Annotated in this window: 16 protein-coding genes; 4 read left to right on the top strand and 12 right to left on the bottom strand. The window is 39.6% G+C overall.

Features of this window, described 5'->3' with window-relative positions:
* Positions 1-125: 125 nt before the first annotated feature.
* The 6 genes from HMPREF1535_RS06530 to HMPREF1535_RS06505 form a co-directional block, all read right to left on the bottom strand.
* On the bottom strand, positions 126-1,193 hold the full coding sequence (locus HMPREF1535_RS06530; protein ID WP_046145635.1) for a FecR family protein: 1,068 nt from the start codon (positions 1,191-1,193) through the stop codon (positions 126-128).
* A 72-nt stretch (positions 1,194-1,265) separates the two neighbouring features.
* Positions 1,266-1,811 (bottom strand): RNA polymerase sigma factor, encoded by a 546-nt coding sequence (locus tag HMPREF1535_RS06525; RefSeq protein ID WP_046145634.1) that lies wholly within the window; start codon positions 1,809-1,811, stop codon positions 1,266-1,268.
* Positions 1,812-2,009: 198 nt separating this feature from the next.
* Positions 2,010-3,929 carry a RagB/SusD family nutrient uptake outer membrane protein gene (locus tag HMPREF1535_RS06520; protein ID WP_046145633.1) on the bottom strand — a complete coding sequence of 640 codons (1,920 nt, stop codon included), beginning with the start codon at positions 3,927-3,929 and terminating at the stop codon, positions 2,010-2,012.
* Positions 3,930-3,949: 20 nt separating this feature from the next.
* Complete coding sequence (locus HMPREF1535_RS06515; RefSeq protein WP_046145632.1) at positions 3,950-7,411, bottom strand: SusC/RagA family TonB-linked outer membrane protein; 3,462 nt, start codon at positions 7,409-7,411, stop codon at positions 3,950-3,952.
* Between the two features lie 116 nt (positions 7,412-7,527).
* Positions 7,528-8,631 carry a FecR family protein gene (locus HMPREF1535_RS06510; RefSeq protein ID WP_007655808.1) on the bottom strand — a complete coding sequence of 368 codons (1,104 nt, stop codon included), beginning with the start codon at positions 8,629-8,631 and terminating at the stop codon, positions 7,528-7,530.
* A 172-nt stretch (positions 8,632-8,803) separates the two neighbouring features.
* Complete coding sequence (locus HMPREF1535_RS06505; RefSeq protein ID WP_007655807.1) at positions 8,804-9,130, bottom strand: hypothetical protein; 327 nt, start codon at positions 9,128-9,130, stop codon at positions 8,804-8,806.
* A gap of 316 nt (positions 9,131-9,446) precedes the next feature.
* On the opposite strand from HMPREF1535_RS06505, the gene HMPREF1535_RS06500 reads away from it, so the two are divergent.
* From HMPREF1535_RS06500 to HMPREF1535_RS06485, 4 genes are read left to right on the top strand one after another with little or no spacing between them, the layout of a single operon-like run.
* Complete coding sequence (locus HMPREF1535_RS06500) at positions 9,447-10,370, top strand: metal ABC transporter solute-binding protein, Zn/Mn family (protein ID WP_007655806.1); 924 nt, start codon at positions 9,447-9,449, stop codon at positions 10,368-10,370.
* Positions 10,354-11,112: a metal ABC transporter ATP-binding protein gene (locus HMPREF1535_RS06495; protein ID WP_007655805.1), complete on the top strand. Its 759-nt coding sequence runs from the start codon at positions 10,354-10,356 to the stop codon at positions 11,110-11,112. Before HMPREF1535_RS06500 ends, HMPREF1535_RS06495 begins: the two co-directional genes overlap by 17 nt.
* 16 nt (positions 11,113-11,128) lie before the next feature.
* Positions 11,129-11,335, top strand: coding sequence for a hypothetical protein (locus HMPREF1535_RS06490; RefSeq protein ID WP_007655804.1), 207 nt, complete (start codon positions 11,129-11,131; stop codon positions 11,333-11,335).
* 3 nt (positions 11,336-11,338) lie between these two features.
* Complete coding sequence (locus HMPREF1535_RS06485; protein ID WP_007655802.1) at positions 11,339-12,346, top strand: NAD-dependent epimerase/dehydratase family protein; 1,008 nt, start codon at positions 11,339-11,341, stop codon at positions 12,344-12,346.
* A gap of 1 nt (position 12,347) precedes the next feature.
* Here HMPREF1535_RS06485 and HMPREF1535_RS06480 read toward each other — a convergent pair whose 3' ends face one another.
* The 6 genes from HMPREF1535_RS06480 to HMPREF1535_RS06455 all read right to left on the bottom strand — a co-directional run bounded on the left by HMPREF1535_RS06480 (position 12,348) and on the right by HMPREF1535_RS06455 (position 18,462).
* A complete protein-coding gene (locus HMPREF1535_RS06480; RefSeq protein ID WP_007655801.1) occupies positions 12,348-13,148 on the bottom strand; it encodes a head GIN domain-containing protein in 801 nt (266 codons plus the stop codon).
* 1 nt (position 13,149) lies between these two features.
* Positions 13,150-13,935, bottom strand: a complete 786-nt coding sequence (locus HMPREF1535_RS06475) for a head GIN domain-containing protein (protein WP_007655800.1) — start codon at positions 13,933-13,935, stop codon at positions 13,150-13,152.
* Positions 13,936-14,157: 222 nt separating this feature from the next.
* Positions 14,158-14,982 carry a head GIN domain-containing protein gene (locus tag HMPREF1535_RS06470; RefSeq protein ID WP_007655799.1) on the bottom strand — a complete coding sequence of 275 codons (825 nt, stop codon included), beginning with the start codon at positions 14,980-14,982 and terminating at the stop codon, positions 14,158-14,160.
* Positions 14,983-15,011: 29 nt separating this feature from the next.
* Positions 15,012-15,824 carry a head GIN domain-containing protein gene (locus HMPREF1535_RS06465; protein WP_007655798.1) on the bottom strand — a complete coding sequence of 271 codons (813 nt, stop codon included), beginning with the start codon at positions 15,822-15,824 and terminating at the stop codon, positions 15,012-15,014.
* Between the two features lie 340 nt (positions 15,825-16,164).
* A complete protein-coding gene (gene dusB / locus HMPREF1535_RS06460; RefSeq protein WP_046145631.1) occupies positions 16,165-17,151 on the bottom strand; it encodes a tRNA dihydrouridine synthase DusB in 987 nt (328 codons plus the stop codon).
* 96 nt (positions 17,152-17,247) lie between these two features.
* Positions 17,248-18,462, bottom strand: a complete 1,215-nt coding sequence (locus HMPREF1535_RS06455; protein ID WP_046145630.1) for a 6-bladed beta-propeller — start codon at positions 18,460-18,462, stop codon at positions 17,248-17,250.
* Positions 18,463-18,649: the final 187 nt, after the last annotated feature.

Below are 18,649 nucleotides of genomic sequence, written 5' to 3'. Positions count from 1 at the left end.
ATGACGGTATTGTCTGGCTTTTTCAGTATCATATACTTTTCTCTCTTGAGGGGGAGATGTGGAATTTCCCTTTTCATTTCGTGTGTTTATTTCATAAGCAAATATATTTTAGGTTAAACAATCATTTATTGAAAGATCCGGATACTCCCGTCCGGCTCGGTTTTATATTTAATATCCAGTAACTCTGTAAGAATATCTAAAGAGTTATTTATGCCACTCTTTAAGTCCAGTTTTCCTGAAACCGGATATGAGGCTATGGATGGATCACATTCGATATGAACGCCATAATAGCGTGATAAACGTGTGAATACATCTCCGGCGCGATGCTCTGCAAACAGCATGATGTAATCTTTCCATGAAATGTATTCATTTACATCTACGATGCTGACTGTTGATTCTCCGTGGGTAATGGCGATTTTCTCATTGGGTCTGATCGTGGTTTTCTGATTGTTGTTATCCACTTCCACTTTACCTTCTACCAGTACGACGGATGCTATAGCGTCGTCTTTGTAGGCGGAGACATTAAACGTTGTGCCCAATACTTTTACATCGAAATCCTTTGTCTTAACGAAGAATGGACGTTTGGGGTCCTTGGCTACTTCCAGGTAAACCTCTCCTTCTACAAGAATTTCTCTTTTGTCTTTATCAAAGTCGGAAGGATAAATAACATGACTTCCGGAATTGATATACATAGATGTTCCGTCTGAAAAGGTTATGGTGGCCCTTTTCCCTTTCGGGACAATAATGTGGTTGAGCTTTTCTTTGTGACGGACAGGTTTTTCTTTAGTAACATCTTCTTTGTTTACCTGTAGTGTACCATTTTTTTTGTACTCCAGAGATGCTTCGTTGGAGAGTTTCATCCGGTCGTTTTGAGTGATCAGGGTGATCTCTTTATCCTGATGAGGTATGCTATCGTTCAATAAAGATGTCGCCAGCATATCCCAGTCGTAGGAGTTTGGCGAATATAGAAAGTTGATTGATAAGGCTGCAATCAATAACGATGCGGCAGCAGAAGCAGCGTAAAGCCATAGTTTTCTCCGTTTGTGTTGTATCTGATAGCTGTTTTTCAGATCTTCCAGAGATTGTTCGATTCTTTGCAGGTCAACCTTTTCGGTTTCCTGTATATGATCGATCAATGCCTGTCCGGCCTTTTTGAAAGAAGTTTTCCGTATGTTGTTTTCTGCTTTGTTCATCCTTTTTTCGTTGTCTCTCTATTATAAGTACGGCGAAATTGGGAAAAGGTACTTGTAAGCAACCGAAAAAAGTTATTTTTTATTCAGAAAAAACATTTTACGTAATTGTACAAGTGACTGGGATAGTCTGTTTTTGCTGGATTGGTAGTTGATATTCAATATGTCGGCAATTTCTTTGTGAGAGATACCTTTGATATAAAAAAGATATAATATTTCTTTTTGTTTGGCAGAAAGTTCCTGATAAGCCAACGACAGATTGCTTATATCTTCTTTAAGGGCAGATTCTTCTTCTGTTGTAGTGTGATATACTTCCGGTATTTCGTCAATGAAGATGAAATCATTGTGTTTTTCTTCTTTTTCAAGACTGTCCAGCAGATTGTTGCGGAAGGCTTTAAGTAAATATCCTTTTACAGAGGGTGTGTCTGATAAGTTTCGTGATTTAGACATTAGTTTTATAAACAAATTCTGAATACAGTCTTGCACCAGATCCTGATTGGCAGAAAGTCTGCATCCGTAATTCAAAAGTAATGGATAGTATCGTCTGTATATCTGTTCAAGGGCATCTTTGTCCCCTTTCAGATAAAGTGACCATAGTATTTCGTCAGACTGATTTTCCATTAATGAGTATTTGAACTGTTTAAAACAATATGGATAAATTTAAGAAATCTCCTCCTATCTCGTCTGCAAATGTATGATATTTTTGTGGATAGGGTAATATTATTTCATTGTAAGTATTATATAAAACAAAAAAGCCTGTCTCGTATCAGGTATGAGACAGGCTGATTTTTAAATTGTATCAAGAATAGAGTATTCTATTTACCAGAGTGGATTTTGTATCAAGCTTGGTGATTTTTCGATTTCATTATGAGGAATCGGATACAGGTACATTGCTCTAACCCATTGATGTTTTCTTATCAGTTTCCGGTGATAGAAAGAATTCGGATCAGAAGGAGGCAAATTGTCGTAACCGTCTACATTCATTCCCCAGTATACGGTTTGGTCGGCTTCTTCTCCGGCATCGCAAATCATCCAACGACGAATGTCGAAATAACGTTGACCTTCAGAAAACAGTTCCACTTGGCGTTCTCTGCGGATAGCATAAGCCTGGGCTTCATAATCACCGATAATACCTGTTTTTTTACCTGTATTTTGTAGTTCTCTATATCCGGGAATACCAGCTCTTTCTCTAACTATATCCAAGTATTTAATAATATTCGGATCGTTCGGGTTGATTTCGTTACATACTTCTGCATAATAGAGATAAAAATCGGCTAAACGTAGTAGGATAGACGGACGAGCATGCTTTTTTAAATAGGAACCGGAGTTGTACATTTCTTGATTGTTGCGTTTATACAGTAGATAACCGGTATAGTGTTCGCGTCCGGCGATATACTGAGAGTTGTTCCCTTCTCTGGAAAAATTTACACTCCATCCTTCCGAAGGTTGAATATGCCAACTTTTGCCTTGGTAAGTTACGGCATGATAGAAACGGGGTTCGCGATTTACATACATGTTGAATATATGTTTATCTATCTGCGGTTTTTTGTAAGCGCAGGGATTTTCGATGTCGCTAAAACCTGTTTCGTCATGTTCCGGATCTTCGTTAATATCGAGTCCATTTTTAGTGAAGAATGCATCGACTGCCTGTTGAGAAACACCGATACCGCTAAATCCATCCATAATTGCTGTCGGACGGCAACGACGGTCTAAATGTTGTCCGTTGTTGACTTCACTCATATAGGATTGACTGGTAGCCCAAATGATCTCTTTATTATATTCTTGGAAAACACGATAAACCGATAAGCTAGGTTGTTCTTTTCCTTCTTTGTCGAATACACGGAAGAGTTTGTAATGATTATTTTCAGCAAACTTAAGGAATGTCTCTAGATGTTTTTTTGCAGTATCCCATTTTCCTGGATCTTTGGCTGAAAACAGATGTTTTCCGTCATTGTTTACTAAATCTAACGCTTCCGCATAACCACCGTTGAATAGTTTGCTGGCAGCATAGACCCATAGTTTAGCACGTAAAGCCAAAACAACCGCTTTAGTGGGACGAACCATTTCGTTCATGTTTTCTACTTCTTCTCCGGTAATCTCGTCTATTTTACGCAATGTTTCAGGTAGATTGTTTTCTTCCAGTACTTCTTGATATAAATTGTCAATATAAGTAACCATTTCATCCACAGAGCCCCTTGCATAGTCGAAAGAGGTAGTAGAAGGGTCCTCGATACCATCAATGATAGGAACGGGGCCATACAATTCAAATAGGGAAAAGTAAGAATAGGCAATAAAAAACTTAGCCTCTGTTTTCATTCTGTTGATATCTTCTTCAGTCAACTTTTCCTGATCGGTAGTAACTCCGATCGGTTTGGCATTTTCGATAAAGAGGTAAGCTTGCCGGATATATTGATATAAAGGAGCGAAACGGTGAAAGTTGGCGTTACTGGCATTAAAGCCATTAACCATTTCTGTTTTTATACTTCCATGGCAAATAGATGTTTCTCCACACAGAGTTGCCCAAGGATTTTTTAATCCGTTAGGTTCCCAAAAGTATTGTGAATATTCAGAGATACAATTAAAGATATTTGCATGCCATCTTTTCGTATATTTTACATTATCGAAAACTTGCTCAATCGTTAGATTGCTGGCTAGTTCATCGGAAACATCCAAGTAATCGCTGCAGGCAGAAAATGTTAAACAAGCTCCGGCTAGTATAGATATAATTGTCTTTTTCATTTTGTATATATTTTTAGTAATTAGAAACCAAACTCTACACCGAGAGTCCATGTCATATTAATCGGATATTTGATTCCAGATCCGGCTGATCCTAATTCCGGGTCCCACATGCCGATATGATCCCAAACGGCAATATTATTCCCTTGTACATAAATACGAGCATTTTGAATTGCCATTTTTCGTAGCATCTCTTTGTTAAAAGTATAGCCTAATTCTATATTTTTCAAACGCAAGAATGAAGCGTCACGATACCACCAGGTACTGTTGAGCTTATTATGGCTAAATTCTTCGGTATGTAATCGAGGAAATAATACATCTTGATTTTCCGGATTCCGGCTACTCCAATGATCGAAACCTTCTCGGCGTAATGATCCTAATTGACCGAAAGAAAATGGGACAAAATCACGTGAACCATTTAGGTTCATGGAGGCTTTTGCTACTCCTTGAAAGAATATACCGGCATAAAATCCTTTGTATTCTGCATTTAATCCGAATCCGTATACCAATTCAGGGTTTTCAGCGTAAAATTTATGATTATAAGTCTGGTCGTAACTATCGATTTTGCCGTCTCCGTTTAAGTCTAGGTATTTGATGTCACCTGGAGAAACAGCGGCGCTAGGTACAGGCAATCCTTCTTTCAGACTGTAACTTTTACTTCCGTTTTCCGGATTTTCTGTAATAATAAAATCATCTGCCGTATATAAACCATCTGCAATGTATAATAATGGGGTTTTTAAACTTTGTCCGGTATAACGCTGATATTCATAACGGGGAGAAACTTCGTCATATTCCATGATTTTATTTTTCGCGTATGTAAAATTTCCTCGAAAGGAGAGGTTTACATTATTGATGCTTTGTTTTACTACAATGTTTCCATCCAAACCTTTGTTTGTTACTTTTCCAAAGTTTTGCCAAGGACTTTGTCTGAATCCGGTAACGGCACTAACCGTTTTTCTTTGCATTAGAATATCTCGGCGATCATTTTTGAAGAAATCGACACTCATATCAATTCTTCCTCTCAGTAATCCTAAATCGAAACCTATATTTTTCTTTTCTTCTATTTCCCAAGAAAGGAATGGAGCTGCAAATAAGTTTTCGATAATACCTTTTCCTTGGTCGTTGGTTCCTCCTCCGTTGGCGCCAACATTGAATCCGAAATTATAACCACCTGCATCAGTTTTCAATGAACCACGATAAGGGAATCGTGTTCCTCCCACATTGTCGTTACCTGTGATACCATAGGATGCACGAATTTTTAGTTTGTTGATAATATCTTCTGTTCCTTTCATGAATTTCTCGTTACTAGCATACCAGGCAATTCCGACAGCGGGAAAAATACCATAACGGTGTCCTTCTGCAAAATTCTCGCTACCAGTAAGACCAAAGCTGCCTTCCAACATATAACGATTATCATAACCGTATGAACCACGGGCCACTATGCTCTGCTTTTTATAAGGTAAACCGCTACCCTGTGTTTGTCTTTCTTTTTGCATATACAGTAATAATCCGGAAACATCATGAACGTTATTGAATATACGTTTATAGTTTAATGAAGCTTCTAAATAAACCCGTTTTTCACCGCCCTTACTAGCTTCTGAGTGATCAGTCAGGTTAGGAGCACCTTCATTGATTTGGATATATTCTTTTTCTCCGGCATCATTGAGTTGCATCATATAACTGGTTGGTGTTTTAGTTCGTTTGGTTTTTGAGTTATAATCTGCATCAAAACTCCCGGATAGTTTGATGTTTAATCCTTCGGTAATAAAATCCAGTTTTTGGGTCAAAGTCAGTTTGGATTGTAAATTAGCATACCACCCATCTGTATAACCGGATTCGTTCAACATATTATAAGGATTCCCTGTACCTCCGTTGTAAAGTCTGTATTCCGAGAAAGTTCCATCTGAAAAGCGTAATGGAAACTGGTTAGGAGCATAATTAAATATATTATTAAATATTGTTTGTGTTTCAACCGCAGGATTATGTGAATCTGTATACTGTCCGCTAATATCTACAGCTAACAAAGTTGTTTTTGTTACATCTATATCAATGTTAGAACGTATATTATAGCGACTCAACCCTATGTTTGCATTATAATCTTCTGTTGATTGTGAGTTGAACATACCATCTTCATGATAGAAAGAACCGGAAACAAAATAACGAACTTTATCGCCACCACCACGCAAATTTAAAGAGACTCTTTGATTGAATGTTTGGTCTTTTAGTAGACTGAGAAAGTCTGCATTTGGATATAAATCGGGATCTTCGCCGGTTCGGTACATTTCTAAATCATGATCGGAATAAGGATTGATAAACCCGGAAGCCGGAACTCCGGCAACTTCCCAAGCAGCTTCATTATAGAGTTGTGCAAATTCGTATGAATTAGCTAAATTAGGAAGACGGGTGGGTTTGGCAATCCCGAATTCAGCACGTACATCTAATGTTGGTTTTTGTGAAGAACCACGTTTGGAAGTAATTAAAACAACACCATTCGTACCTTCTGCTCCATATACGGCTGTAGCAGAAGCGTCTTTTAATACAGTGAATGATTCTATTTCATCAACAGTGATATCGTTCATGCTTCTGGGAACTCCATCGACTAAAACTAGCGGAGAGGTTCCTCCTGCAAACGAACTGATACCACGAATCCAGAATTCGGAATTGTCTTTACCTGGTTCTCCAGTACGTTGTACAGCCAATACTCCGGCTATTTGTCCGGCAATATTATTTGAAAGACTTCGGGTTGGCATGGAAAGTTCTTTGGCAGAGATTGTGTTGATGGAAGAAACGACACTTTCTTTTTTTTGTTGTCCGTATCCGATAACCACAACGTCTTCCAGGCCTACAGAGCTTTCAACCATGCGAATGTTGATGCTCTCTTCCCCTTTGTATGTTTTTTCTTCCGTATTGTAACCGATATATCGGTATTCAATAACGTCACCTTCGTTGACGTTATTGAGAATATATCTACCGTCCACATCTGTGGTTACGCCGTGAGTTGTACCTTTAATGGCAATCGTAGCCCCGATAATAGGATTACCGTCAGCATCAGTCAGCAAACCGGTAACGCTATGTTTTTTTTGTTGTAGTTGTTCTGCTATTTCAAATGTCTCTGAATTTTTGGCTTTGGCGATAGAAATGTAATTATTCTCCTGTTTAAATACATAGCCATTGCCTAGAATAATTCGTAGAGCTTCTTGGATATCAGTTGTTTGTATGTTGGCACTGATTCTTTTTTGCGTTTGCACCTGGTCATTACTGTAAATGATCCGGACATTTGCTTGTTGAGATAATTTCTCGATTGCATTGCCCAATGTTTCATTATTGAATTTTAGTTTCAAAGAATAACTTTGTTCAAAAAAGGAGATTTCCGGAGTTGTCGTTTCCGCCAAAATAGGGCTTGAAGGGAACGTTAACATACCGATCAATAATGCCTTTATATATTTTTTAGATAATAAAAAAGGCATGGAATGATTCTTTTTCATAAATTTACAAATTGAATTTAAATACTTGATTTTAATTGAGTAATAAGTTTAAGGAGGAGATGACATGTGGAAGATGTTATCTCCTTTTTCTTTTTTGTTGCTAAGTGTCGTTCATGTCATAAAATGCTTTTAATGTGGATATTTTCGTTAATTCTCTCGATATAGATTTCTTCGGTATTATTGATAAACCGGATGATTTGATCCAAGGAGGCATCACGTCCGATTGTAAATGTGAAGCGTTTTTCTTTTAAAGAGGATGCTTCGTAAGTCGTTTGAAATTTGTACCAGTGTCCTATTTGAGTCAGGATATCTTCCAATGTCGTATTTTTGAATATATATTCGTTATTCGTCCATGAGGTGTAAATATTTGTGTCTACTACCTGTATGTCTATCTTATCGTTTTCTTTATTATATATATATTGCTCTGAGGGATGAATGAGTTGAGTGCTACCGTTTTGTTCTATGCTAACGGAGCCTTCTATTAATGTTGTGCGCATAATTTTCTCTTCCGCATAGCTACTAACGTTGAATGTGGTACCGAGTACACGTATATCCAGTTGGTCGGTATGTACGATAAATGGCCTATCCTGATTTTTGGCTACTTGGAAATAAGCTTCTCCTTTTAGTTCTACTTCTCTGGTTTGTGGGTTAAACTGTGAAGGGAATATAAGTTCCGATTCTGCGTTCAATGTAACAATTGTACCATCCGAAAGGGTTAATTGATAAGTTTTTCCATGTGGTATTAATAAGCGATTGGTCATCACTTCTTTTTGTTGAGAAAACTTGTCTTGTTGTAAGTAAGAAAGTTTATTGTTTTTGTGATCATTCTGTATTTTGGCAGCCTTTTTCTCTATGGAAAACGACTTTTGGGTAAGAGCGATATGTTCTTTATTATTAATTAATAAAGTAGGTTCGGATATTTCTTGTAAGGAAAGAATATCCGGTGTTTTGTTAGTAAATGTGATGTAAATTCCGACAGTCAATATTATGACGGCAACGGCTGCTGCATATTTGTATAGATGAAGCAATGAAACTCTTTTGGTATGAGAGCTCTTGTTTTCGATATTATAATAATGTACTAATAGGGCATTCCAGATTTTGCGCTCTTCCAGATACTCCCGGTAATTGTCACCGGAAGCCTCCGCCCAATCCATGATCAGTTTTTCTTCCTGGGGGGAAGTTTCGCCTCTGAAATATTTATGTAGTAATTCTTTTTCCATTCTTTCGTATTGACTTAGGTTCCCGTTTTGGGGCCTTTCATACTAATAACACCCCATTCCCGGATTACCCTAACGAAAAAAGAAAAAAAATTACATCTTTTCAGATCAGCACTGATCACAGATCGGTGAAAGCCTGCAAAATATATGTGTGTTTAACTTGGGAATCAATGTCTTATTTGAAATAACTATGTTCCTTGACTACGGCTCCTTTGTCATCGAAATAAACTTTCATTTCTTTTCCTTCGCGTGTCACCAGGATAACTTTGTATTTAACATAAGTGCTGTTATTCGACACGTAAACGGATTTTATCAGACAGTCTTGGTGGACATTGTTTACACCCTCCTGAAGTATCTGGGGGATATTCGTAACGTCTATTTCATAAAACTTATCCTGTTTTTCTACCTGTGTTTTGTCATTACTCAGTATGTTTTGTGCCTGGCTCTGTGACGTAAAAACGGCGCACATGGCAATCACTGCCATTAAAACAATCTTTTTCATATCTTTTTTGCCTTAAAATTGAAAACCTAAATTTATCTTTTGCTATATATATTCCAATATTCGTGCCAAAAAGGTAAATTGAACTATTCTTTCAGGTAACATGTTCTAAATGGGCAGGTTAATTTTTTTATTGATTAACCGGATTAAAAAGAAGTACATCCGTCAGGTGTGGAATTTCTCCATACTTGTGTGGATTTTTCTACAAGAAGAAGTACCTTCTGTAAGGAATCGAAGGAGAAACAAAAAAATTACTACCTTTGTCAGGTTGTGATAGAAATAAAAATATTGCATGATATATAATGTATAGAAAATCAAGATGAAACAAACGAGTATACTAATCACTATTCTCTCATTTTTTCTGTTAACGGCTTGTGTGACAAAGCAGGCTAATGAGACTGTTGTTACAGTCACGATTGAACCTCAGCGCTATTTTGCGGAAAAGATAGCAGGAGATAAATTCAAAATAAATTGTGTAGTTCCTGCCGGGCAAAGTCCTGAAACATACGATCCTACTCCCCAGCAAATGATACAGATCGGAAGAAGTATCGCTTACTTGCGTATCGGTCCTATCGGGTTTGAACAGGCCTGGATGGATAAGATACGTGAAAATAATCCGAAACTACAGGTGTTTGATACATCTGAAGGAATGAACCTGCTGACAGATACGGAAGATGACGACCATGCACATGAACATGGCACGCACGATCATGATGCCCATGCCGGAGAGGAGGCGCATCACCATCATCATGGCGGAGTCGATCCGCATATATGGAGTTCGATTGCCGGAGCTAAGGCTGTTGCCTGGAATACGTTGAATGCATTTATTGAACTCGATCCCGACAATACGGAGTACTTTTGGCAGAACTATAATAAACTGGTAGACGAGATCGATAAAACAAATACGGAGATAAAACAACTGCTTGACCCGTTGACCGACCGTACATTTATTATCTACCATCCGGCACTGACTTATTTTGCCAACGAGTTCAATCTCACGCAACTTTGTATCGAGATGGACGGCAAAGAACCTTCGCCTGCACAACTGAAACGGTTGGTGGAAACAGCGCGTGCCAACAATGCCCGCGTCGTATTCATTCAACAGGAGTTCGATCAGAAGAATGCCGAACTGATTGCCAAAGAGACAGGCTGTAAACTGACTGTAATCAATCCGTTGGCTTATGACTGGACTAAAGAAATGATTCATATTGCAAAAGCACTGGCTGATGGACAAACTCATTGAAATAGATAAGATAACAGCCGCTTATGGGAATAAGACTGTTTTGAAAGATGTCTCCCTGACCGTATGGAAAGATGATTTTCTGGGCATAATCGGTCCTAACGGCGGTGGTAAAACAACACTGCTGAAGGTGATCCTGGGATTACTTCAGCCGGTATCCGGTGCGATACGTTTTTATCAGAATGGGGTTGAAGTTTCTTCTTTACGGATTGGTTATCTGCCTCAACTGAATAATATTGACCGTAAATTCCCTATTTCCGTATGGGAAGTGGTCGCTTCGGGACTAGCTGCTGAAAAGCCTCGTTTTCGTTCTTACACGGCTGTCCAGAAGGAGCGTATTGAGGTGGTGATCCGGCAGATGGGGCTCGAAGATTTGTACACCCGTTCAATCGGAGAGTTATCGGGAGGGCAGCTACAACGTGTTCTGTTAGGCCGTTCGATCGTTTCACGTCCGCAATTACTGATTCTTGATGAACCAAACTCGTATGTCGATAAACGGTTTGAGTCGCGTTTTTACCAGTTACTGGAGGATATTAATAAAGAGAGTGCCATTATTCTGGTCTCTCACGATATCGGAACGGTGCTGGCCATGGTGAAAAATATTGCCTGCGTGAACGAGACTTTGCATTATCACCCCGGTGTAGACGTTTCGGAAGAATGGTTGGGCGAGAAATATGCCTGCCCGATCGAGTTGATCGGACACGGGAATCTGCCGCACCGCGTATTGAAAACACACGAACATTAATATTCTTAATTCCACCATGTCACACACACTTTGCTTAATCTCATTACCGGAAGCCGGTATTATTGTAGGCATTGCCGTTATCCTGTTCGGATGCAAGGCCGTTACGCAAAATCCTTTTATCTCCAGAGGACAGAAGATTGTATGGATACTGATCATTATTGTTCTCAACTGGATTGGTCTGTTATGGTATTACTACACCTATTATATGAAGAATAAAGACTGAGTTATGAAGATATTGATTACAGGTGCAAGCGGATTTATCGGTGGTTTTCTGGTAAAGGAAGCGTTGCGCCGGGGATATGAAACCTGGGCGGGCGTACGTGCCACAAGCAGCCGTGAAAACCTACAGGATGAACGGATTCATTTTATTGATCTCAAATATAGCAATCGGGAGGCATTGACTGCCCAGTTGAAGGATTTTGTCCGTGAGCAGGGCGCCTGGGATTATGTTATCCATAATGCAGGTCTGACAAAGACGCTCGATAAGCAGAATTTCTTCCGTATCAATGCAGAGAATACGCATAACTTCATAGAGGCATTAGCTGCTGGCGGTTGCAAACCGAAAAAGTTTCTGTTGATGAGTAGCCTGAGCAGTTATGGGAGGGGAGACGAGGTGAATTTCCGTCCGATTCGCCTGGATGATCCGCAACAACCGGATACAGCCTATGGTAAAAGTAAGCTGGAAGCGGAGAGCTATGTGCGCAACCAATCTCATTTCCCTTATGTGATCCTGCGGCCGACGGGTGTGTATGGCCCTGGTGAAAAGGATTATTTTATGGAGATCAAAAGCGTAAAGTCGGGATTTGACTTTGCGGTAGGATTCATTCCCCAGCGTATTACATTTGTATATGTAAAGGATTTGGCGAGAGTGGCATTCCTGGCGTTGGAGAATGAAACAATCCTTAACCGGCATTATTTTGTGGCAGACGGAGATGTGCATACCGACGAGTCATTTGCACGGATGATACAGGATATAGTAAAGAAAAGACATGTGTTGCATGCCCGCATCCCGTTGGGATTGGTTTATGTAGCGTGCCATTGTTCCGAGTGGATAGGCAAGTTGTTGAATAAGAGTATGACACTGAACACCGATAAATATATCATCCTGAAGCAGCGTAACTGGATTTGCGATGTTACGCCACTTCAGGAAGAACTAGGTTTCACTCCTGAATACCCTTTGCGCAAAGGGCTGGAGGAAAGTATTGAGTGGTATTGTAAGGAAGGGTGGCTGTAGATCAGTCCACCTTTTTTATGCTACCTAAACCTGCCCTTTCCTCTTTAATGGAAGGGTCTCCTTTATATCTGATATTCCCGCTACCGGCTATCTCGGCATAGATATTATTCGTTGCATGAGTTTCCAGCAAACCACTGCCCGCTATCTCACACGATACGTCTGATAGTAAGAAATTCAGTGCATGTATTTTCCCGCTACCGGCAATCTCGAATGCCGCTTTCTCTCCCGTACCTGCCAGGTTGAATGTTCCGGAACCGGCTATTTCACCTTTAAACTCCTTCGCATACAAGGTAAGTGCATCTACGGTACCGCTACCGGCTATAGATACTTCCAGTTGGTTTACCGTAACAGTATCTTTCATGTGAAGCATGACGCTGCCTGCCAGGTTAAATTTGATCTTGTCGTTCGAAGACAGCTTGCTGTTTACATTGAATTTTTCTGCACCGGCCAGATCTACCTTCTTCAACTGCCTGGAATTGGAGGTAATGGTGAATTGGGTCGGACGGAGGCGGAGTGTTTTATTTTCTCGTTTAGGGCGGATGACAAGCTTATTATCATCCGTCTTGAAATCGAAAAGGTCATAAATGTTCTGATCGACCGTGACAGTCAGTGCAGGCGCCGATTCTTCCTGCGTGTAATTGAAAACGGCTGCCGATGCATCGACGCTTATCTGATCGTAGTCTGAAATGTTGATCGTATGAGTCGTTACATTTCCGTCTCCTTTTACAGCAGGGAAAAATATACATCCTTGGGCAAGTAAAAGGATACTGCCCAATATTATAAATGATAATTTCTTACTCATCTTATTTTACTTCTTCTACGGAACCTTTACCAATAACTTTCTGCTGAACGGCTGTCGGGCCTTTATAACGGATTTTACCTTTGCCGACAACGTTTGCCTTGAGGTTGTTGGTGGGGTGAACTTCCATCGTTCCGTTACCGGTCATTTTGCAACTCAGTTCAGGAACGTCTACACCGAAAGCCATGATCTCTCCGCTGCTGGTGATGCTATATTCACCTTCCTTGGCATTCCCTTTTTTCAGGTTGATAGTGCCGGAGCCGTTGATGCTGCACTCCAGTTTGTCTACTTGGAGGTCATTGACAACCATATTGGCGCTACCGGAAACATTCAATTCCAGTTTTCCTACTTTTATCAGTTCTTTTAGTTGTACCAGGCAGTTGGAGTTTGCCTTGATCTTTACCTCGTCACCAGTCAAAGAGCTGTTTATCATGAAATTCGCATTTCCGGCGGCTTTTACCTCTTTCAGCCATTTGGAGTTGGTCTTTACGATGAATTTGGTATAGTGATCCACTTTGGCACCTTTGAAACCAACAGAAAGTTCGCGGTCTTTTATATTGATGTTGACGTATTCATGCAGGTTTTCATCAACCGTAATTTCGATATAGGGTTCTGCATTCGACTGTTCATAGTTGAAATCGATAACGCCGTCAATCTTGATGGCATTGTAATCATCGATCTTTATTTTCTTTGTAGTAAGGGTACCGTTGCCCTTCACATGATCTGCCGCCTGGACTGTAAATAACAGGCCCAGCAACATGATAATAGATAATAACCCTTTTGTTCTCATAATTTATTTGTTTAGTATTGCCTTTTCTTATAATAAATAGACGTGACTTCGATGCGGTCGGTTACAAAAATAGGAGTATTTTAATTTATAAGTCCAACATTTCGTATATTTTTATAGGGAATTAAGTTTTGGAATTATAATGAATAACCCGGATATCACTATTCATCCAATACCTTGATGAAAAGTAATTCCGGGTTTTCCAACTCCCAATATAATGATCTCTTATTTTATGTGGTCGATATCGCTGGAACCGCTTGAATGCTTTTTAACTTCCGGATTGCCTTTGTATTTGATATCGCTGCTTCCGGATGCGTTGGCTTCCAGTTTTTCGGTAACGGTTGTGAAAATGTCACTGCTGCCGCTTGCAGAACATTTCAGTCTTTTTATAACGAAGTCGTATGCTTTGATATCACTGCTGCCGCTGCAACTATATTTTCCGTCGTTTGCTTTTCCTTTCAGATTCATGTCGCTGGAGCCTGAGGAGTGGGTATCTATTCTGTCACAAATCAGGTCGGATACTTTCAGGTCGCTGGCCCCGCTCAGGTTGATCTTGCACAGGTTAGTTATGCGTATCGGTTTTTCCAGATAAACATCGCTTGCTCCGGAAGCACTGATTTCCAGGTTTTCTCCGGAGAGGGAACTGCGCAGAAAGAAATCGATGCCCCCTGATACCCCTAATTTATTTAATTCTGAGGAATGGGTTTCTATAATCAATTTGCTCGGATTAATACGAGTGCCGCGTTCTGTCTCTATCTGAAGTACGTCTCCGTTCGAGTTGAACTTTAATTCGGAAAGGAGGTTCTCGTCGATGGTGATCTTTAAACCTGATTTACCGCCCTTCTGTGTGTAATTCACCTGGGGAGACTGATTCTTGCCGAAGAAAGAGTTTCCACCGGTTTCGATTCCCTGGCCTACTTTTATCTGTTTATAATCGGCAACTTGGATCTCTTTGGTTATTATATTACCGTTCCCTTTGATTTTCTCTGCAAAACAGGATATAGTGCTGAATGCGATTAAACTGATGATGGCGAATGTAATTCTTTTCATGATGTTCGTTGTTAAGTTATGTTCGTTATTTAGTTTGCACTTTTTAATTTACCGGAGCCGATGATACTTTTGCTCGTAGTGGGATTACCTTTATAATAGACATTCCCGCTTCCTACGATGTTTGCTTCCAACTGATTTCTGGTATGAGTCTGGATATTTCCGCTACCGGCTATGTTGCATTCCGTTTTGCCGGTGACGCATTCGTAGGCTTTAATGTTGCCGCTTGCAGCCAGATTGTATTCTGCGCGGTCCGCTTTGCCTGCAATCTGGATATAACCGCTGCCTGCCAGGCTGCATTCTATTCCTGCCAGATCGATATTGGAGGCTACTACGCTCCCGGAGCTGGCCAAATTGATTTCCAGCTTGTTTCCTTCTACTTTCTTTTCCAAAAGAATATTGCCGCTGCCTGCCATGTTGATTTCCAGTTTTCCGATATTTATCGGACTGGCAATAATGAAATCGCCGGAAGATACCACGTTCAACTCTTTTATTTCGCGTGAGTTGGTTATAACCTTGAATTTGGTCGGTTGAAGGTTATATGAATTACCGTTACGACTATTCTCCTTGATCTTTTTCGGACCGATTATCAACTCCTTGCCGTCTACCTGTGCTTTCAGTAACGGAAACAGATTCTCGTCGATCATGATTTTCAGATAAGGAGCGGCATCCGATTGCTCATAAACAAACTCCATGACTCCGACTGTCGATATTTCATTATAGTCGCTGATAGAAATTTCTTTGGTAATGATATTTCCGTTTCCTTCCACTTTTTCATTGGTGAAAGCAAATCCTGTCAATGTGATCAGTAAACAGGCAATAAGGAGGGATACTTTTGTTTTCATCTGTATAATTTTTTAGTTCTTTTATTTATAAGACGAATGCTATTGCGTTTAGGTTGCAGATTGGAAAGAGTTTTTTCAGGAAAAGTGAAAGAAAAGGGGCGGGTAGATAAAAAAGAAAACCGCAATCCATATAATTAACGGATGCGGCTTCTTTGCTTTCCAACGAAGCAGTCTCACGATTCCTCCTTTGCAAAGACTTGTTAACCTTAGATCTAAAATACTATGAAAAAAACTCATTGCAAATATAAGAGGAATTATAATATGTGCAATATACTATCGTCTCAATTTATTGTAAATTTGTCACTTTATGACGTAAATGTTACAATTTTTGAATGATTTGTTACAGTATACCGAACTTTTCCGGGATAGAATCCATAATATCAAACAGTTCTGATACTGTTTCAGCGCGCAACATGGCGACACGTGTTTGCTTGAAATCGCTAATTCCTTTGAACAATGGAGTGGCTGCCAGGTGGCGTCGGATATGCAAAATACCGCGTCGTTCGTCCAGGCGTTCCACACTTTGGTTGACCTGCTGTTTAAGGATATCCAAATACCAGGTGAATTTTTCTTCCGGCAGTACTTCCCCGGTAGTCAGGAAATGTTTCACTTCACGGAATATCCAGGGGCGTCCGATACTTCCGCGACCGATCATGACACCATCTACTCCATAATTGTCGAAACGCTGTTTGCATATTTCGGCAGAGGTCACATCGCCGTTGCCGATAATGGGGATATGTATCCGGGGATTATTTTTTACCTCACCGATCAGTGTCCAGTCCGCTTCGCCGGTGTACATTTGGGCACGGGTACGGCCATGGATGGAAAGGGCGGCGATGCCACAATCCTGCAACTGTTCGGCCAGGTCGACGATTATTTTATTATCCGCATCCCATCCCAGACGTGTTTTAACCGTAACCGGAATATTGACGGCTTTTACTACTTCTTTCGTTATTTCAAGCATCAAAGGAATGTTCCGGAGCATACCGGCTCCGGCACCTTTGCCTGCCACTTTCTTGACCGGACAACCGAAATTGATATCCAGTATATCAGGACGGGCAGCTTCGCATATTTTGGCAGCTTCCACCATTGGATCTACTTCTTTTCCATATATCTGGATAGCGACCGGACGTTCATCTTCGGCAACGGTCAGTTTTTCCTGTGTCTTGTTTACGCTGCGTATCAAGGCGTCGCTCGATACAAATTCCGTATAAACCATATCAGCACCGAAGCGCTTACACATCAGACGGAAAGAGATATCCGTTACATCTTCCATCGGTGCCAGGAATACCGGGCGTTCACCTAAATCTATTGAGCCTATCTTCATACCTTCTTATTATAGACCACAAAAGTACAGCTTTTTCCGCGAAGATTTATGATGGAATTGTCTGCAATCAGGGCAATTGTATCCAATTAAACAGAGTTAGCATTTCAAGTGATACAATATAACAATCGGATTTTCATCTCCATTCATCTTTTTTAGAATGTCTGGAGCTTTTTTAAGCATACCTTTATCTCGCAGATAATCAATAGTTGAAGCAGGGGTGCACTGTATAGATATTTTTTTGTTCTTATACCAATGTAACGGGGCAATAGGTAGTCCATGATCTATATCATTATTTATTCCCCACATGGTCATCCAAAAATCAACATTTGAAATATCATTCCATTTATATGGAGTAGGTGTGGATAATATTTTACCACTCTGTTTATCATAAAGCATTATGTACGATTTTTCCTTATATACATACCTAAAGCAAATAGATTCAGGGAATTCTATTATATCGTAAAGAAATAGTTCGGTATTTGTTGGTATAAAATTCAAGAGTGAATAGGAACTTTTTAAAGATTCTTCATTTAGATTCCTCTGCCAGCAGAATGCTGGAGTGATTGTATCTTTAGTCAAACGATAAATAGTATCATTTGTCATGGTTGAAAACAATACTCCCGAATCACTGGGTATACATCTTGTTAACTTAAAACCTGATTCTTTTGATGGAGATATTTTATCATTTGAAAAATTGTTTTTCATCATTATTGTATCTCCTTTTCCCATATTGCTAAATATACCAATTCCAAAATGTCCTTTTGCCTCAAAAGGTATGCCTTCGGAACTAGTCTCAACGACTCGTCCTTCTCCAATAGGATAAGAGTAAAAACTCATTCTCCCTCCCCGGTCGAACGCTTCTTCAAATTTCCCATCAAAATTGTATATTGTTGTCTGGTACGCCCCGGTGATATATAATTTACTATCTTCTTCTACTGAATACATACTTATAGGAAAAAGAAGTTCGCCAGGACCTTGTCCATATTTTGCTACTTGCCTAATGAAATTCCCTTTTATATCAAATTGAAGCACTCCACATGTAGGGTCAGATAAGACAAATATATAATCTTTGGTAAGGATTACGTCCATTATTTTCCCAACCATTGAGCTGTTATCGTCGGTTAATTCTAATGGAATATATTCTATTCTTTCAATTTCATTTTTAATAGAAATTGCATCATTGGAATTTACATAAGCTCTAACATCAATGGAAACAAGCTTATTTTTTGTAGTTTCTGCCTTCTCATTACATCCTATACTGATTATTGATAATATGAGTATAGGATACATTTTAATTTTATAAAACTTCATATCTTATAGTCAATACTTCGGTAAATTTTTACCGAAAAATTAAAAGTTAAACAATAGAACCGGCAAAAGCTGGTTCGAAAACACTAAAGAGGTCATTGAAATGTTGTCAAAAACGAATGGTTAAGCATGAAGAAATGTGCTGAAAAAAGAGTGCTAACCTGCTGATAATAAAGGTGAAAAGTATTGC

The sequence above is a fragment of the Parabacteroides goldsteinii DSM 19448 = WAL 12034 genome, assembly GCF_000969835.1.
Taxonomy (GTDB): Bacteria; Bacteroidota; Bacteroidia; order Bacteroidales; family Tannerellaceae; genus Parabacteroides; species Parabacteroides goldsteinii.
The sequence above is the reverse complement of the archived record's forward strand: the minus strand, read 5'-3'. Positions and strand labels throughout refer to the sequence as shown.

Excerpts from the sequence above, each read along its gene's own strand:
- HMPREF1535_RS06510 (WP_007655808.1), bottom strand. The coding sequence starts at position 8,631 with ATGGAAAAAGAATTACTACATAAATATTTCAGAGGCGAAACTTCCCCC.
- HMPREF1535_RS06515 (WP_046145632.1), bottom strand. The coding sequence starts at position 7,411 with ATGAAAAAGAATCATTCCATGCCTTTTTTATTATCTAAAAAATATATA.
- HMPREF1535_RS06465 (WP_007655798.1), bottom strand. The coding sequence starts at position 15,824 with ATGAAAACAAAAGTATCCCTCCTTATTGCCTGTTTACTGATCACATTG.
- HMPREF1535_RS06520 (WP_046145633.1), bottom strand. The coding sequence starts at position 3,929 with ATGAAAAAGACAATTATATCTATACTAGCCGGAGCTTGTTTAACATTT.
- HMPREF1535_RS06485 (WP_007655802.1), top strand. The coding sequence starts at position 11,339 with ATGAAGATATTGATTACAGGTGCAAGCGGATTTATCGGTGGTTTTCTG.
- HMPREF1535_RS06495 (WP_007655805.1), top strand. The coding sequence starts at position 10,354 with ATGGACAAACTCATTGAAATAGATAAGATAACAGCCGCTTATGGGAAT.
- HMPREF1535_RS06530 (WP_046145635.1), bottom strand. The coding sequence starts at position 1,193 with ATGAACAAAGCAGAAAACAACATACGGAAAACTTCTTTCAAAAAGGCC.
- HMPREF1535_RS06470 (WP_007655799.1), bottom strand. The coding sequence starts at position 14,982 with ATGAAAAGAATTACATTCGCCATCATCAGTTTAATCGCATTCAGCACT.
- HMPREF1535_RS06475 (WP_007655800.1), bottom strand. The coding sequence starts at position 13,935 with ATGAGAACAAAAGGGTTATTATCTATTATCATGTTGCTGGGCCTGTTA.
- HMPREF1535_RS06480 (WP_007655801.1), bottom strand. The coding sequence starts at position 13,148 with ATGAGTAAGAAATTATCATTTATAATATTGGGCAGTATCCTTTTACTT.
- HMPREF1535_RS06505 (WP_007655807.1), bottom strand. The coding sequence starts at position 9,130 with ATGAAAAAGATTGTTTTAATGGCAGTGATTGCCATGTGCGCCGTTTTT.
- HMPREF1535_RS06525 (WP_046145634.1), bottom strand. The coding sequence starts at position 1,811 with ATGGAAAATCAGTCTGACGAAATACTATGGTCACTTTATCTGAAAGGG.
- dusB (WP_046145631.1), bottom strand. The coding sequence starts at position 17,151 with ATGAAGATAGGCTCAATAGATTTAGGTGAACGCCCGGTATTCCTGGCA.
- HMPREF1535_RS06500 (WP_007655806.1), top strand. The coding sequence starts at position 9,447 with ATGAAACAAACGAGTATACTAATCACTATTCTCTCATTTTTTCTGTTA.
- HMPREF1535_RS06455 (WP_046145630.1), bottom strand. The coding sequence starts at position 18,462 with ATGAAGTTTTATAAAATTAAAATGTATCCTATACTCATATTATCAATA.
- HMPREF1535_RS06490 (WP_007655804.1), top strand. The coding sequence starts at position 11,129 with ATGTCACACACACTTTGCTTAATCTCATTACCGGAAGCCGGTATTATT.